18 protein-coding genes are annotated in these 16,299 nt (G+C 46.8%); 4 read left to right on the top strand and 14 right to left on the bottom strand.

Annotation, left to right across the window (positions count from 1 at the left end; translation table 11 throughout):
* Window positions 1–68: 68 nt before the first annotated feature.
* The 7 genes from AC4IE7_RS08785 to nagZ all read right to left on the bottom strand — a co-directional run bounded on the left by AC4IE7_RS08785 (window position 69) and on the right by nagZ (window position 6,577).
* Window positions 69–1,346 (bottom strand): hypothetical protein, encoded by a 1,278-nt coding sequence (locus AC4IE7_RS08785; RefSeq protein ID WP_490776452.1) that lies wholly within the window; start codon window positions 1,344–1,346, stop codon window positions 69–71.
* Window positions 1,347–1,591: 245 nt separating this feature from the next.
* Entirely contained in the window at window positions 1,592–2,170 is a 579-nt protein-coding gene (locus AC4IE7_RS08780) for an SH3 domain-containing protein (RefSeq protein WP_490776451.1), read from the bottom strand.
* 133 nt (window positions 2,171–2,303) lie between these two features.
* Complete coding sequence (locus AC4IE7_RS08775) at window positions 2,304–3,050, bottom strand: S-methyl-5'-thioinosine phosphorylase (RefSeq protein WP_490776450.1); 747 nt, start codon at window positions 3,048–3,050, stop codon at window positions 2,304–2,306.
* 84 nt (window positions 3,051–3,134) lie between these two features.
* On the bottom strand, window positions 3,135–3,740 hold the full coding sequence (locus AC4IE7_RS08770; RefSeq protein ID WP_490776449.1) for a peroxiredoxin: 606 nt from the start codon (window positions 3,738–3,740) through the stop codon (window positions 3,135–3,137).
* 458 nt (window positions 3,741–4,198) lie between these two features.
* Window positions 4,199–4,639, bottom strand: coding sequence for a hemerythrin domain-containing protein (locus AC4IE7_RS08765; protein ID WP_490776448.1), 441 nt, complete (start codon window positions 4,637–4,639; stop codon window positions 4,199–4,201).
* A gap of 231 nt (window positions 4,640–4,870) precedes the next feature.
* The gene (locus AC4IE7_RS08760; protein WP_490776447.1) at window positions 4,871–5,422 is read right to left on the bottom strand and encodes a hypoxanthine-guanine phosphoribosyltransferase; all 552 of its coding nucleotides are present in this window, start codon (window positions 5,420–5,422) and stop codon (window positions 4,871–4,873) included.
* 105 nt (window positions 5,423–5,527) lie between these two features.
* Window positions 5,528–6,577 carry a beta-N-acetylhexosaminidase gene (gene nagZ, locus AC4IE7_RS08755; protein ID WP_490776446.1) on the bottom strand — a complete coding sequence of 350 codons (1,050 nt, stop codon included), beginning with the start codon at window positions 6,575–6,577 and terminating at the stop codon, window positions 5,528–5,530.
* 189 nt (window positions 6,578–6,766) lie between these two features.
* Between nagZ and AC4IE7_RS08750 the strand changes: the two genes are divergently transcribed.
* Window positions 6,767–7,174, top strand: a complete 408-nt coding sequence (locus tag AC4IE7_RS08750) for a flagellar basal body-associated FliL family protein (RefSeq protein WP_490776445.1) — start codon at window positions 6,767–6,769, stop codon at window positions 7,172–7,174.
* Window positions 7,175–7,225: 51 nt separating this feature from the next.
* Here AC4IE7_RS08750 and AC4IE7_RS08745 read toward each other — a convergent pair whose 3' ends face one another.
* The 7 genes from AC4IE7_RS08745 to cysM are packed head-to-tail and all read right to left on the bottom strand — an operon-like array spanning window position 7,226 to window position 13,635.
* A complete protein-coding gene (locus AC4IE7_RS08745) occupies window positions 7,226–8,020 on the bottom strand; it encodes an ABC transporter permease (protein ID WP_490776444.1) in 795 nt (264 codons plus the stop codon).
* Complete coding sequence (gene nikB / locus AC4IE7_RS08740) at window positions 8,020–8,946, bottom strand: nickel ABC transporter permease (protein WP_490776443.1); 927 nt, start codon at window positions 8,944–8,946, stop codon at window positions 8,020–8,022. Before nikB ends, AC4IE7_RS08745 begins: the two co-directional genes overlap by 1 nt.
* The gene (locus AC4IE7_RS08735) at window positions 8,946–9,431 is read right to left on the bottom strand and encodes a L,D-transpeptidase family protein (protein WP_490776442.1); all 486 of its coding nucleotides are present in this window, start codon (window positions 9,429–9,431) and stop codon (window positions 8,946–8,948) included. Before AC4IE7_RS08735 ends, nikB begins: the two co-directional genes overlap by 1 nt.
* Entirely contained in the window at window positions 9,406–10,929 is a 1,524-nt protein-coding gene (locus AC4IE7_RS08730; RefSeq protein WP_490776441.1) for an ABC transporter substrate-binding protein, read from the bottom strand. Before AC4IE7_RS08730 ends, AC4IE7_RS08735 begins: the two co-directional genes overlap by 26 nt.
* Before the next feature lie 4 nt (window positions 10,930–10,933).
* Window positions 10,934–11,401, bottom strand: coding sequence for a CYTH domain-containing protein (locus AC4IE7_RS08725; protein ID WP_490776440.1), 468 nt, complete (start codon window positions 11,399–11,401; stop codon window positions 10,934–10,936).
* 3 nt (window positions 11,402–11,404) lie between these two features.
* Entirely contained in the window at window positions 11,405–12,739 is a 1,335-nt protein-coding gene (gene rlmD, locus AC4IE7_RS08720; protein ID WP_490776439.1) for a 23S rRNA (uracil(1939)-C(5))-methyltransferase RlmD, read from the bottom strand.
* A gap of 2 nt (window positions 12,740–12,741) precedes the next feature.
* Window positions 12,742–13,635, bottom strand: coding sequence for a cysteine synthase CysM (gene cysM, locus AC4IE7_RS08715; protein WP_490776438.1), 894 nt, complete (start codon window positions 13,633–13,635; stop codon window positions 12,742–12,744).
* A 187-nt stretch (window positions 13,636–13,822) separates the two neighbouring features.
* Between cysM and AC4IE7_RS08710 the strand changes: the two genes are divergently transcribed.
* From AC4IE7_RS08710 to AC4IE7_RS08700, 3 genes are all read left to right on the top strand, one after another.
* Window positions 13,823–14,251 carry a CBS domain-containing protein gene (locus AC4IE7_RS08710; RefSeq protein ID WP_490776437.1) on the top strand — a complete coding sequence of 143 codons (429 nt, stop codon included), beginning with the start codon at window positions 13,823–13,825 and terminating at the stop codon, window positions 14,249–14,251.
* 125 nt (window positions 14,252–14,376) lie between these two features.
* Window positions 14,377–15,165, top strand: coding sequence for a class I SAM-dependent methyltransferase (locus AC4IE7_RS08705; RefSeq protein ID WP_490776436.1), 789 nt, complete (start codon window positions 14,377–14,379; stop codon window positions 15,163–15,165).
* A gap of 71 nt (window positions 15,166–15,236) precedes the next feature.
* A complete protein-coding gene (locus AC4IE7_RS08700) occupies window positions 15,237–16,220 on the top strand; it encodes a TIGR00341 family protein (RefSeq protein WP_490776435.1) in 984 nt (327 codons plus the stop codon).
* Window positions 16,221–16,299 lie beyond the last annotated feature (79 nt).

The raw sequence follows: 16,299 nt of genomic DNA, 5'->3' as shown, positions 1-16,299 counted from the left end.
ATCAAGTAGGTCATCAGATCTATAGCTGAAAAAAGGGCGCTTGATGCGCCCTTTTTTACGAAAGAAAGTTATCTGTAGTTGTAGTAGCCTTGTTGATACGGATTAGGTCCCTGCTGATAAGGGTTAGGTCCCTGCTGATATGGTGTGGGACCATATGGCATGTTGTATCCCGGGTTACGCCACACACGTGGTGACGGCATCATAGCTTCGTGCAACTCTCTCTCAGCCTGCATTCTATTTTTCTTTGCTTCCATCTCTGCCTGAGCAGCATCTCGCAGCTCATCAAACTCTTTAAGTATCTTGGTTACGGATTCTTTATGTAAATCCTGAACACTTTGCTGCTCCTGAGCAGTAGCAACCATCTCTGGCGCTTGATTTGAAGCAGTTGTCTGCTGTCCAGCAGTTTCAGGTACAACAACCTGAACTTCAGGCGTCACACTGTCACCAGATACCAAGCCACCTGCGTTTGACTCTTCCGCCTGGTCGCTATTTGTTGCTGAGGAGTCATCTTCAGCTGAGGAATCCTCTGATAATTTCTCAAAAAAGGAGGTAACCTTGCTTACCATACCCTGCTCACCAGAGCTTGAATCCTCTGTAGCAGCATCAGTTGCTGTAGCCTCTTCAGCTACAGCATTGGATGTATCGGTTCCAGAGGCCTCTTCTGCCACAGCATTGGATGTGTCAGCTACAGATGCCTCCTCTGTTGCGGTATTGATTGCATCAGATTCTGAAGCAGCCACTTCAGCTGCATCATCCCCTTCAGATTGAGATATAGTGGCCTCAACCTGCTCAGATTCTGTTACATCGCCAGTAGAATCTGTCACTGGGCTTTTCGCCAGCGAGCGGATATACATAAATCCAAGAATAATGATAATCAGCCAGAATGCGACTTTTATCCAAAAGCCACCCGAGCTTTTTGTTTCTGTTGACATTGGTGTTTCCTCCGAAGGTTTCTCTTTATCTTCTAATTTCATTTGAACCACAACATTCGATGAAGGCGCTTTGCTACTCTCATCAGCTGAGGATGAAGTCGACTTTGGTACCTCTGCTTGAGCACCTGCTGCGGCTACAGTCGTAGGTGTTGCCGCCTTGGTTTCAACAGTGGAAGACTTTTCCTCAACCGGGGCCGCTACTGCGCTGCTCTCAGTCGTCGATTTAGTGGTAACTTTTTTCTTCGCCGCAACCTTCTTCTTGGTTGTGGCTTTTTTCTTTGACGTGGCTTTTTTCTTCGCTACAACCTTTTTCTTGGCCACTTTCTTTTTAGCAGCTTTCTTTTTAACTGTGGTTTCGCTCTTTGCGGGTTGATTTTCTGCCTTTTCATCGGCGCTATTAGTCTCATCAGCCATCTTCACTCCCCTTTTAGCTGCTAGCTTCGTTACGACATTGTACCTTAAAACTTGTCGATTAAAGGAACCGCTGATCAAACCATGAATCTACGGTTTGTGACCTATTCAGGCCGCTTCTGGGTTGGATCATCGTAATAGCAGGCTATTACGGGCTATCCGCGCCTAGAATTGGCACATTTGGATCGAAAATCTGTTCAGCCCAGACTTATTCAGAGGTTCTCTTTAATAGAATATTACCACCACTATTAATCACTTAGCGTTGTTAACCAATCTGCAATCCAAGCTTGACTCAAATCCCCGGGATCAATGGTTCTGTACCATTTTCCATGGTGATCTATGGCAATCAGCTTAGTTCCCGCTTGAACGCTTTTCACGATTCGATGGTCAAGGCCAGGACCAGATCGTAAATTGACCTTATCTGCTTTAACAATCCTGAGTTCACCCAGCCAATCTTCCTGAATCACCTCTTTGAGCTGATCGAGCAGTTTTGTTTCAGGTTTGAGCAATTTGGATTTAACTATCTCCCGCGCATCTCCATGTCCACTATTCGCTGCCTTTCGATACCATTCGAAGGCCTGCCGATTATCCTTTTTAATCCCTTCTCCATTGGTATAGGCCAATGCCAAGGCAAACATTGCCTCACTATGATCATGAGCAGCAGCACGTTTCCACCAATAGATCGCCTTATCAATATTTACTCTAAGTCCATTACCATTAGCGTAGAGCCACCCCAGATGGAAAGCAGCTTCTACATGACCCTCCATGGCCAGTGGCCGCCAGAGACAAAATGCTTCTGCAAAGTCTCCCGACTTCAGCGACGCCATACCGAGTTCGAATGGGTCCCCATACGAGACGCGGCTATTAAATAGAATCAGGAGTAATAATAATCTATAACATATTGTTATTAAATAATTATTACTTTTTAAAACCATATTTAAACAATCTCAAACAAAAAAGTTAACAACCACTCTCCCGGAGTAGTGCTGTTAATAATAGTTTGACCTGTTCCATACCAAATATCAGATTTTTCTCAATCTCTTTCATACTGATAGGAGTCTGCTGTTTACCTGCAGCCCAGTTTGATACCACCGAACAGGATGCATAACAAAGTTCGAATTCTCTAGCCAATGCCGCTTCTGGCATCCCTGTCATACCTACAATATCACAACCATCCCGTTCCATTCGTGCAACTTCGGCAGCGGTTTCCAGACGTGGCCCCTGAGTAGCACCGTAGGTTCCACTTGAAACAGAGCCAACATCACTCGATTTTGCAGCCTCAATCAGCTGCTGTCTCAATTGCTCGCAATATGGATAGGTGAAATCTATATGTGTAACCTGCTGGAGGTCACTCTCATAGATGGTTTGATCCCGGCCAAAGGTATAATCAATGATCTGATCAGGGACAACAATATTACCAGGCGCCATCTCAGATGTGATGCCACCAACTGCAGCTACACCAATGACATTATCTATTCCCAGATGGTGTAAAGCCCAAAGGTTTGCTCGATAGTTGACGCGATGCGGGGGAATGGTATGAGTTGCACCATGGCGAGGTAAAAAAACCACTTCGCTACCGGCAATCTTCCCGTGGGTAAGCGCTGCGGAAGGCTCCCCAAAAGGAGTATGACAAACCTCACGATGAGTAATTTCCAGGTCAGGAATTTTGTTCAGCCCAGTACCGCCTATTATGGCCAGTTTCGTCATTTTACTCTTTATCTATTTCAGCCGAATTTGTTAATCCCTTTTGTAGCTGGTGCATATACCAGCCACAAAAGGAATAAAGGTGTTTTAGAGGCTTTTACTATGTGTCGCAAGATAGCTAGCTACACCCTCTGGTGTATCCTGCATACCCGCTTCCCCATTCTTCCAGCCTGCTGGACAAACCTCTCCATGCTCTTCATTGAACTGAAGTGCATCGACCATGCGTAGCATTTCGTCGATGTTTCTACCCAAAGGCAGATCATTGACCACCTGATGGCGCACGATACCCGACTTATCTATCAGAAAAGAACCGCGCAATGCAACGTTGCCGTCTGTTGTTTCTACATCATAGGCTTTACAAATGGCATGATTCAAGTCAGCAACCAACGGATATTTTACCGCTCCAATGCCGCCATCATTTACAGGTGTATTGCGCCAGGCATTGTGTGTGTAGTGAGAATCGATCGAACAACCCACCACTTCAACTTTCCGTTTTTTGAACTCATCCAGCCTGTGATCGAAAGCTATGAGTTCCGAAGGACAGACAAAAGTAAAATCGAGTGGATAGAAAAACAGTACGGCATAACTGTTCTTTATCGTCTTGCTGAAATTAAAATCATCGACTATCGTGCCGTCCCCAAGCACCGCTGCTGCTGTAAAATCTGGTGCCTCACGGCCTACTAATACACCCACAATCTACCTCCTGACAAATAAGTTAAGTTAAACCTAAAAAAATCAGTTGTCCGCTCCATTCTAATAGCAAGTTCCTGATTTTGTAGAATATAGCTTCGATGCACATGGTCACCCGTTGGGTGAATAACGCTACAGCGTGAATTGCACGCCGTCCTACTGACCTTTTCAGGTTAAAGGTGACTCTACACACTGGTTAGTTAAAGTCGGATGCTATCTTAGAGATTCTTTCGAAATGATGCCATGATTTATGTTATGCCCTATGAAGTAGGGAAAATCACTCCTACCATAGTCATGTAACAGTTTTTTCAATCTTGAGAGAAAATCAGGCTGGTCAGATACTACAGGTGGGATCTTCGTAAAGCGAACTATTGCTTGCAGGGAGTGGCTTCTTCCAGACAAAAAAATAGGGGGTTAAACAGCTACCCCCCATGACATTTCTCCTCCAACCGATCCTGATTTTATACGGCCTGGGCAAAAACCCCGGACTTTTCTAACGTTGGTATCAGGATCGTCTCTTCTCGCTGTATTCTGTCTTCGATCATGTCGAAAATCTCGAATGTGTCAGCAATAAACTCATCAGTAAAATTGAAATCGCAGTTCTTCAACCATTTTCCATGGTACTGCTCAAAATGTTTTCTTATTGGTTTTTGTCCGTTGAGGAAACCCCACGCCATCGATTTCAATTTTGGATCCTGGTGAGTCAACAGACCAGGATAAACACCCCTATCCTGTTCTGACATATGCCCCTTCATCAATTCTGCCAAATCACAAATCATCTTGTGGGTTGTCATTGCATTGGGGCGGATACTCAACTGCTCCTTAGTCATCATAGCTCTCAGGTCACTGATAATCTGTTGCATATCAGAATGGCTACCTTTCATGCTTTCCAGTGTACTCACTCTCTACCCTCCTTAAATTTAGGTACAGGCTCCGAGCATTTTCTTCGGAGACAAGTAATCTCTATGAATCGTCTCAGGACTACCCAATCTAAATGTTGAGTTTCGCCTATTGGAGTTAGCTTGTACCATTTATTGATAAATAGCAATAGGTGCCTAATATCTCTACTATTTTTCTAGGAAATTACGACAGGGTTTACCCTTGTATTGAATCTTTCAATATTAGGGATATTACTAACCCTGTGGGATGGCGTAGATACCAGGAGCATTTCTGTGATACCCCATATAGTCCATTCCATAGCCAAACACATAGCGATCTTCGACATACAATCCAACAAAATCAGCAATAAAACCAATACCTTTCTGATGTTGTTTCTCCACAAGAACAGCGCTCAATACTTTTTTTGCGCCCGCTTCCTGACAAGCTTTGACAATAGTTGAAAGTGTGATGCCGTGATCGAGAATATCGTCAACAACAAGTATCGTCTCGCCACTCAGAGATGCACTGGGACGTCCCTTCCACTCTAGCTCGGACCCACTCGTTCCACCCTGGTAGCGAGTTGCATGTATGTAGTCATGTCGCAAGGGAAAATCGAGGCGGGTCAATAGCTGTCCCGTTGGAATCAATGCACCATTCATAACACACAGCACCAGAGGGTCTTCTGTCGCCAGTTGCGCTGCAATCTCCTTAGCCATCTTATCCATTGCACGTTCTACCTCTTGAGTGCTATAGATCAGGTCTGCAGTTGCCAATACTTGAGCCGCTTGTTGTGCGTTTATAGTCATAACTCTTTACACTTAAACTTGTTAATTGATCAATACTTAGTAAGGCATTAGCAGTGGATGAAACAGTTCGCTATCCGATTGAAATGAACCGCGCTCATTAAGGGCTTATTCAAGATTCAGGTCGAGTCTATTCTCTTGAGGTATCACCGATAGTTTATTTACAGCCTGTTTCCAACGTGGGTCGAGATGAACCTGCTGTAAGGATCTATGCTTTCTGCCATGCATCCTCACCAGCCTTACGTGGGCAGCAGGATCATTGTAATCTTTCACTCTTTCCAGCACCTGCCACGCGGCCGGACGATTATTGCATACCAACACCATGTCACAGCCTGCATCAATTGCAGCTATGGCACGTTCTCCGTAGTTACCTGCTTCTTCGGCAGCTGCCATATCGAGGTCATCACTGAAGATCACTCCCTGGAAACCAAGCTGTTGGCGCAATACGTTCTTCAGCCAAAAACCAGAAAAGCCAGCAAGATTTTTATCTATTCGCTGATAAATCACATGGGCTGGCATTATTGCCTCCATACCCGCATCAATCATACGTTCGAATGGCCTGAGATCTTCCATTTTCAGGTCTTCAAAACGTCGCTGATCTATAGGCAAGGCATGGTGTGAATCGGCAGCAACACCACCGTGCCCCGGAAAATGTTTCCCTACTACGGCCATACCGGCTTCGTGACACCCCTGCATCCAGGATTGAGCCAAACGGGCAACTTCATCAGGTTGCTTGGAAAAGGCTCTGTCACCGATGACCTCACTAACCCCTAACCCAAGATCTAATACTGGGGCGAAACTGAAATCCACACCACAGGCACGTAGCTCAGAAGCCATAAGCCAACCACCCAGCTCGGTCAGTTTCAGCCCTTGCTCCTCATGCTGCCGGTACTGTTCTCCATACCATGAAGCAGGAGGTAACTCAGAAAAACCGGCTCTAAAACGCTGAACTCGTCCCCCTTCGTGGTCTACCGCGATCAACAAGTGGGGGTTTCTAACTTCATGGATCTGACTGCACAACTGGGTCAGCTGATCCATCGACTCATAGTTTCTAGTGAACAGTATCACCCCGCCTACCGCAGGATGATTAAGCATCTCCCGCTCTTCAGTGGTCATTTGCAACCCTTCCAGGTCAACCATTACCGGGCCGAGGCTCATACACACACCCCACAATAAGAGTCACAGAGGCGGATTCTGCAACTATCCGCGATGCGATTTTTGCACCGTTGTTGTGGTGGATTATTGTCAGCTATCGATTTAGTTCTCATTTAGATATATTCGGAGATTGCTTAATTTTTAACGCAGTATGCCGTAAACATAGGTGAAGTGAAAATCAAGGCTCAAACCATGCGATACCTACTCATTTTATGTTTCGTTTTTCTTTTCACCAGCCAGCCCCTTTGGGCAGAGGAGGAGGCTGAGGAGGAGGAAAAGGCGGCACCAACCATCAGTTATTATCAAATCAAACCATCCTTGGTTTCCAATCTGGCAAGTGGTGGAAAATATATTCGCTGCGACATTCAATTAATGACCCAGGACGAGGCATTCCTTGAAGAGCTAACACTTCATGGCCCGGCAATTCGCCATACACTACTACTTCTATTGTCCGAACAGGATGGTAAAACCCTTAAAACAGCTGCAGGTAAAGAGGCCTTACGCAAAAGCGCATTAGCTGAAATTCAGAAGCTGTTGCAAGAATCGAGCGGCAAGGCTGAAGTAAAAGCACTCTTCTTCACCACCTTTTTTGTGCAATAGCATATTCAATAGCTTAAGTACGCGTGGGCGACTGGCCTGCTATGGCAGCCATCAGAGGGGACGGTGATCCAGCCAATCCCGCAGTCGGTCTCCAAGCATATTCAGTGACAGCACAACCAACATAATCACTACACCTGGCGCCAACACCATATGCGGTGCCATTAACATATAGCTTGCGCCATCCCTGATCAGACTCCCCCATGAAGCATCAGGTGGTTGAATACCCAATCCTAAAAATGAGAGTCCCGCCTCAGCTATCACCATTCCAGCCATTCCGAATGTCGCTTCCACGATCAGAGGCGCCAGCAGTAGCGGTAAAAGATGGCGGGTCAGAATGTAACGACGAGGCGTTCCCAAGGCGATAGCAGCAGTCACATGATCACGTTGTTTGAGGGACAGAACCTGGCCCCTGGTCAAACGGGCGTAGCCTACCCAGCCGACTGCAGAAAGCGCTATGATCAGATTATCGACACCCGGCCCCATAACCCCTGCCAATGCAATTGCTAAAAGAATGCCAGGGAAAGCCAGAAACACGTCCATGATTCTGACTAGCAATAGATCGAACCATCCGCCTTGATACCCAGCCAGTAATCCAACTGTGGTTCCAATCAGTAAAGAGAGGGAAACCACACCAACTGAGACCAGGAATGAGATCTGAGCACCAACCCAGATTCTAGGCAGAATCGGACGACCCAAATCATCATATCCCAGTATCCCCTGAGCACCGGGTGTTAGCAAAATTCTCTCGAGATCTATCTGATTTGCAGATTCGTTGACCCACACGCCAGTGAGTGCAGCCAAACACCAAATGACCAGGATCGATAGTGGAAACCAGTACCTCAGCATCAGTCACTACCCAGACGAATCCGTGGATCAATAAGACCGTACAACAGGTCGGTCAAGGTATTTACCAGAACATACATTAGACTGATAAAAAGCACACAACCCTGTACTACCGGGTAGTCGCGCTTTTGAATCGCTTCGATCATCAATGAACCTATACCCGGCCAATCGAACACCACTTCTGTAACTACAGCACCACCCAGCAGAGCACCAAGCTGAAGTCCAACCAGTGTAGCCACAGGCAACCAGGCATTTCGCATCGCATGCCGCCAAATCACCTTTAACTCACTGAGACCCTTAGCTCTGGCTGTGCGTACGAAATCTTCTCCGAGTACTTCGAGCAAGCTGCTACGTACCATTCGAGCCAAAATTGCGGCAAACCCTGTACCGAGGGTAACTGCCGGCAATATCAGACTGGCCACACCTTCCCTGCCACTCACAGGTGTCCAGCCCAACCAAAGAGAAAAACAGAGTATCAACATCGGCCCCAGCCAGAAATTGGGAATTGAGACACCCAACATAGAGAAACCCATTGCCCCCCAGTCCCATGCCTTACCTCGCTCCACCGCTGCGATAATCCCTAGTGGAATGGCTAACAACATGGCGCATACCAGTGCCGCAATTGCTAATTCCAGGGTTGCTGGTATCCGTTCAGCAAGCATCTCACTTACCGCTCGTCTTGAATGGAGAGATTGACCAAGATCGAATTGGACGAGTCCAGTAAAGTAGTTCGTTAGCTGGGTGGCGATTGGTTGATCCAATCCCAGACTTGCTCGCAAGGCCTCTCTATCAGCCGGGCGTGCAGACTCTCCCAGCATCACATCCACAGGATCCCCTGGTACCAGGTGGATCAGAAAAAAAACAAGAGAAGCCACGCCAATCATTGCACCCAGCGCACTGAATAGACGTGACATTAAAAAACGTCCCATCAGTCGACAATCTCTACCAGCATGCCATTTTCAACCAGATCAAACAGCTGAATGAGATCCTGGTTGCGCATTCTGATACAACCATGGGATCGTGCAACACTCATAGGCTCGCTGTCAGGTGTGCCATGTATGTAGATATATCGACGAAGGGTATCGACCTCCCCTCCCCGATTGATGCCTGATTCTAATCCCGACAGCCAGATTATCCGTGTAAGCACCCAATCACGATCCGGCTGATACTCTGCCAGTTCGTTGCTATAAATCTCTCCTGTGGGACGCCGTCCCACGAAGACACTGTTTACAGGGCACCCCTCGCCAATTTTTATTCGCACACGATGCATGCCACGTGGCGTACAACCACTGCCGAAACACTCCCCTGCCCCGTTTAACCCAGTTGAAACAGGGTAGCTTGCTGCCACGAAATCTGCTTCGTGACAGATCAATTTTTGTCCGGAAAGCTCAATTCGTAGTTGCAGATTGGACATTATCCCTCTCCAAAGCTGTATTCAATTTTACTTGTGCGAGCCCATCATAATTACCATCCGGCATCAGTTGATAGCCGCTGATCCTTCTCCCTTGTGCTGAAATCTGATGTTCGTACCAGAGGGGTATATAGGGTAAGTCCCGATGTAACTCCCGTTCGACCAGCTGATATAGCGCTGCTTGCTCAGACAGCTTGGTCTGCTGCTCAGCCAGAGAGAGTAACTGATCAACCCGTTCGTTGTTGTAACGTCCTCTATTTGCCCCTTTCGGAGGTAGAGACTGACTGGCAAAAATATCCCGATAGATATCCGGGGTTCTGATTCCAACCCAGCTCAGACTGTAAAGTTGGAAATTACCCTGCTTGATATCACCGAAAAATGTTCCCCAGTCATAACTGCGTAGATCCACCTCGATACCTACGGCTTTAAGCTGGCTTTGTATTACCGTCGCAAGGCGTATCCGAAATGGATCGCTCGATGTTTTATAGGTCAACTTCAAGGGGCTATCGCTGTTGTAACCTAATTCTGAGAGAATCTTTTTCGATTTCCTCGGATTGAAGTCGTTTGCCTTTAAGTTGCCTGATGCCCAGTGTTCTGGCGGAAAAAGTGATTCTGCCGGACGTGCTGCACCCTGCATTACCCACTGAATAATAGCCTCTCTGTCAATGGCATGGGCAATGGCTTGACGTACACGCAAATCCCCAGTTACCGGATCCTCAAGATTGAAACCGATATAGGTGTAGTTACTACCTGGTGTCTGAGTCACTTTCATCTCGGTTTGATTACGTAGATAGCCAATCAATTCAGGTGATATATCGTTTTGCAGCAGATCTATCTCATTTCTCAGTAACTTCAACACTCTGACGGTGGGATTGTTGACACTGATAATCTCAAACATCTGTCTATCAGAGCGGCGTTGCAGATGAAGCTCACCCGGCTGCGGCCAGGAGATCAGGGTAAATGGACCACTGCCCACTGGCTCCCGGCCAAAATCATGCCCCTGGTTTATAAGTTCTGCAGGAAGAATGTCCAGGGTCAGGTAGGCGGGAAACAGGGGGTCAGCTCTCTTTAGGCTGAATTCTATGGTCTGTTCATCAATTTGATCAATTGATGCGATCAGCTTCAGGCTGGCCTGTTTTGGTGACCCATTGGCAGGATCAAGCACTTGTCTGTAGGTTGCAACAACATCATTGGCATCCAGCATCCGCCCATGACTGAATTGATTGGCTTGATCATTTAAATAGAAGCGATATTGTAAGGGTGTGATTGCTTCCCAGCGGGCAATGCCAGGCTTCGGCATACTTTTGGAGTCAAACTCAACCAGGCGTTGATAAAGAAGCCTGTTGATACGTTCTGATGTCGCATCAGCAGCAAACCTGGGATCAAGATTGAGCGGGGATGTGGCCACACCCATTCTAACCGTCTGATCAGGATGCCGCTGACATCCTACCATCAGAATCATGGCGATAAATAGCGTAACCAAGGCACGCCGACCAAGCATCTCTTTACCAGTCACAAAACGGATGTTTTACCAGACTGGCATTGTAATAGCGTGTATCCCCAGATACCTCTTCACCTGCCCATGCAGGCATTTCGAAAGACTCATCTTCATCGCTTAACTCAACTTCAGCGATCACCAGCCCATTGTTGGCGCCTTGAAACAGATCCAAGTCCCAGATGTGGTCACCACATTTAACTTTATAACGCACCTTATCGATAGCAGCCCCCGCAACTAAGTGCTGCAAAAGCTCTTCTGCATCCTGCATAGGTATGGGGTACTCATATTCACGGCGACTGATGCCTACAGTAGAACCCTTGATATTGATATTGGCCACATCACCATCCACCCTGACACGTACACTGGCTTTAGACGTCGTCGCCAGATAACCCTGCTTGAGCACCGCCTGGCTGACTACAGAGTCTTTCCATTTATCATTAATAACCAAGAATTTACGCTCTATTTCTAAAGCCATATATTATACCTTTTCAAATAGTGCGATTGACTCGACATGGGCAGTATGCGGAAACATATCCATCACCCCTGCACTCACCAGGCGGTAGCCATGTTCTTCGACGAGAAGCCCCGCATCCCGAGCCAAAGTGCCAGGATAGCAGGAGACATAAAGGATTCGTTCCGCACCCAGCTTGGGCAGATGGTGCAGGACCTCCTGAGCACCACTTCTGGGAGGATCAAGCAATACCTTGTTAAATGATTCCTGCAGCCATGGCTCATTTTCCAATGTTTCATAGAGATTCGCAGTATAGAAACTTGTGTTGGAAATCTGGTTTGAGAGGGCATTTTCTCTGGCTCTAGCCACCAACCCTGCATCACCTTCCACACCGGTAACATGCCCTGAATGACGGGCCAGAGGTAGTGTGAAATTCCCCAGACCACAAAACAGATCCAGCACCCTATCTTCAGGATCCAAAGCCAGCATTTCAACAGCTCGCAGGGTCATTTGCCGGTTGATGTCACTATTAACCTGGGTGAAATCATTAGGTAGAAAGTCCAAGCTCAGATCAAATGCGGGTAAGTCATAACTCAGAACTACAGAGTCTCCCTTAAGCGGCCTGACACTTTCCGGCCCTCCTTCCTGAATATAGATCTCAATTTTGTGCTGTGGTGCAAAGCGTTCGAGACACTCAAGATCCTCTTGGCTGGGCGGTTCAAGCATTCGAAAGATCAATACACAGAGTTCATCCCCCATCGCCATCTCAATCTGTGGAATCTGATTCCGAATAGAGAGCTGATCGATCAGTTGACTCAGCTCAGGAATTAGCTCGCCCACGCGGGGATGGAGAATATGGCAACAATCGATGTCAGTAATAAAGGATGAACCCCGCTCCCTGAAACCGACTAGTGTCCCGCCCTTTTTGGGTACATAACGTACACCTAATCTAGCCTTGCGCCGATAGCCCCATGTTGACTGACTGACCATCGGCGGCAGGATCTGCTCCGGAGTTACCTTGCCGATATGTTGTAAACTCTCCAACATCGATTGCTGCTTGGATAGCACCTGAGCCGAACCATCCTGGTGTTGCAAACTACAACCACCACATACCCCAAATTGGCTACAACGCGGTTCAACACGCTGTGGTGAAGGGCTCAATACTTCCACAACCCTACCCTCATCATATTTTCGCCAACGTCCGGTATAGAGGAAACGAACTTTCTCTCCGGGCAAAGAGCCATGAACAAAGGTAGCCTTACCATCAATATGGGTGACCCCTTTGGCATCGTGAGTTAGTGATTCGATCTCTGCTTCAACTGGCTCGGTCGGCAGCTGCTTTCGTCTACGTTTACGTGCCATGATCAGAATGCCGGAAAGACATCGGTGGAAAGGTAACGATCTCCACGATCACAGATGATTGCCACGATGACAGCATCTTCAACTGAAGCTGAGAGTTTAAGCGCTGCAGCAACAGCCCCGCCGGAGGATATACCGGCAAAGATGCCCTCTTTGGCTGCTAAATCCCGCGTAGTCTGCTCGGCATCCTGTTGGGATATATCTATGATCCTATCAACTCGACTGGCATCGTAGATCTTTGGCATATAGGCCTCAGGCCAACGTCGTATGCCTGGAATACTGGCACCCTCCATAGGTTGCACGCCAACAATCTCAATCTGAGGATTTTTAGATTTGAGATAGTTGGATGTACCCATGATCGTCCCGGTTGTCCCCATGGCACTGACAAAGTGAGTTATCTTGCCCTCAGTATCCCGCCAGATTTCAGGGCCGGTACCCGAAATATGGGCCTGTGGATTATCCTGATTAGAAAATTGATCAAGGATCAAGCCTTTACCAGCGGCTTCCAGTTCACGTGCCTTGTCGATTGCCGCCTCCATACTGCCCTCTTTGGGGGTCAATATCAGCTCTGCGCCATAGGCTCTCATCACTGCTCGCCGTTCAAGGCTCATGTGTTCCGGCATTACCAGAATCATCTGATAACCCTTGATCGCAGCGGCCATTGCCAGTGCAATTCCAGTGTTGCCACTGGTCGCCTCAATCAGGGTATCCCCCGGTTTTATGTTGCCACGCTCTTCCGCAAGACGGATCATGCTCAGCGCCGGCCTGTCTTTTACTGACCCAGCAGGATTGTTACCCTCCAGTTTCACCAGCACAGTATTGCTTGAGCCTGCCGCGAGTCGCTGCAGACATACCAGTGGCGTATTGCCAATAAAGTCTTCTATAGTTTTGTATTGCATAGGGCAATTCTACCCTGATTAAGGCAGAGAGATCAGCCCTATTTTTTCATATATTCTGGCCACAATTCAGCATTATCTGAAGCCGAACAGCAGTTGATGTTCTATTATTGAGGGAAAATCCGGCAACTGATACTGGTCTAAAGAGTTACACTGACTGGGAAGAACAATAAACATTAAGAGGGTCCAAATGCCTAGCATTAATCAAATATTGCAAAATAAGGGTTTCGACATTCACACTATCGATGCCAATGCGACTGTTTTCAGTGCACTTGAAAAGATGTCTGAGCACAGCATTGGTTCACTTTTAGTAATGGATAATGAGGAGGTGATTGGGCTGTTTTCTGAACGTGACTATGCCCGCAGTGTTATCCTAATGGGTCGAGCATCCAAGGAAACCAAGGTAAAAGAGATCGTCAGCAGTCAGGTAGCTGTGGTTACTCCTGAAGAGAGCGTCGAGGAGTGTATGGCAATCATGACCGATAAACGGGTTCGCCATCTTCCGGTCATGAAAGATGGGAAACTGGTTGGTATCATCTCAATCGGTGATCTGGTTAAAGCCATCATAGAAGAGCAGCAGTTTGTAATAGAACAATTGGTCAGTTATATCAATGGCTAACTCGTAGTTAGTAGCCATGAAATAACACTCTCTCTGCTATGCATTAACTCAATAAAAACGCCTTTGGAGTAATGATCCTGAGCAATTTAAAAAAATCATTCGCGTAAGGGTGCAGCCAGGTCTATATGCTGAATAGCAAGACACCGTTTATCGATCTCACCTGGATCGAACAAGCGCAAAGCAAGTCGAACCGACTTAACTGTTTATCACAACATAGTCGTGAAATATTAGAATATGATGGGTTCCGCTGGGTCAGTTCTCCAGATGGGGCCATACAGTCGATGATATCTCTTGATGATCACGCCTATCCTGTACTTCATTATGTCAAAGCCCTGCTCTGTTCCCTGGTGTTTGTGCAACACCCAAAAAAACTACTCAATTTAGGGCTTGGTTCAGGTGCCATCGAACGATTTGTAATCTCTTTACCTCATCAGATTCAGACAGTCTCAATTGAGCCTGAGGTCGATATGATCTCACTATCAAAAGAGTGCTTTTTTCTTAACACAGATTACCCGGTAAGAGAAGAGACAGCAGAATTATTTTTCTCTGAGAATAAACAGCAGTTTGACATAATCATTTGTGATATCCACCCGAAGCAAGGCGACATCAATCCAATTCAAAATGATCTTTTTTTACAGGACATAGAGAAATCCCTTACATCGAAAGGCGTCGCAGCAATTAATTTTTTACCTGAAAATAGTGATGATATCGTTAAAATGTTAGTAAGACTTCGCCATACATTCAGCTGGGTGATCGTATTCGATGTCCCTGCTCAACAAAACGTTGTGCTCTACTGCTCCAACTCTCAGTACCCTGATAAAACTGACCTCCAATCCAGGGCGATGATGCCTGATTTTAACAGCCTCGAAGCAGAGACAATCTGTTCACAACTGGTTTGGCTACCACACCAGTAATCAACTTCTCTTCTGCCTCCCCTCGGGTAGAATGGATTAATAATCAAAAATGATATTGAGTGAATGCAGTCATGAAGTTAATAGAAGTTATTGCCAAGGCAAGCAGCCAAAAAACCATCACCACAATTGCAGAAAAGTTTAAAGCGCGTGATTTTAGAATGGGTCGTGAAGGAGAAGATGGGCGTCAGGCAATAAGAATCCTGTTAACTGACGAGAATGTTCAGCCTGCGCTAGATGCGCTACAAATAGTTCTTGGAGCACAATCCACTGCAAGAATTATCGTCTTCCCGATTGATGCCACACTACCTCAGCCTTCAACTGAAAAAGAGAAGAACGAGGATAAAGCCATATCCTCCAGAGAATCGATGTACGCCACTGTAGACAGGAATACCCGTTTAGACAGTAATTTTGTTGTCCTGGTCATACTCTCCACACTGGTTGCCGCGATTGGACTGGTAAAAAATAATGTTGCTGTGGTTATTGGTGCTATGGTGATAGCCCCTCTATTGGGCCCAAATCTCGCATTTGGCTTGGGCACGGCACTGGGCGATATTCACTTGATGAAAAAATCACTGAAATCCCTTTTGTCAGGTATCTCTATCGCCATTCTCCTCGCCTACATCATCGGCCTTCTCTGGCCTTTTGAATTGACCAGCCCTGAACTGTTGGCCCGTACTGAGGTAGGACTGGACTCCATTGCATTGGCATTAGCTTCAGGCGCGGCGGCTGCTCTTTCTCTTACCAGTGGCCTGCCCAGTGTGTTGGTAGGTGTCATGGTCGCAGTCGCACTACTCCCTCCAGCTGCTGCACTAGGACTTACCTTAGGACATGCGCGAATCGATTTGGCGATGGGCGCAGGCTTATTGCTAGTGGCCAATATTGTCTGCGTCAACCTTTCGGCCAAATTGTTATTTCTTTTAAAGGGGATTCAGCCCCGTAGCTGGGCAGAAAAAGAGAAAGCCAAACGCTCTATGACCATCTACCTGGTAGTCTGGGCAATTACACTTGTATTGGTAGTTCTGGCCATAGTTGCACGATCCCATATTGATGGGTAAACCTAGTGTAGTGTCCTATATAAAACATACATTTAGACGAGGCCTATCTATAGGTTTGCGTTTAAATCGTATACCTCGC

This window comes from Candidatus Thiodiazotropha sp. AKAK3, from assembly GCF_058244645.1.
Note: the sequence above shows the minus strand (reverse complement) of the source record. Positions and strands in the feature narration are given on the sequence as shown.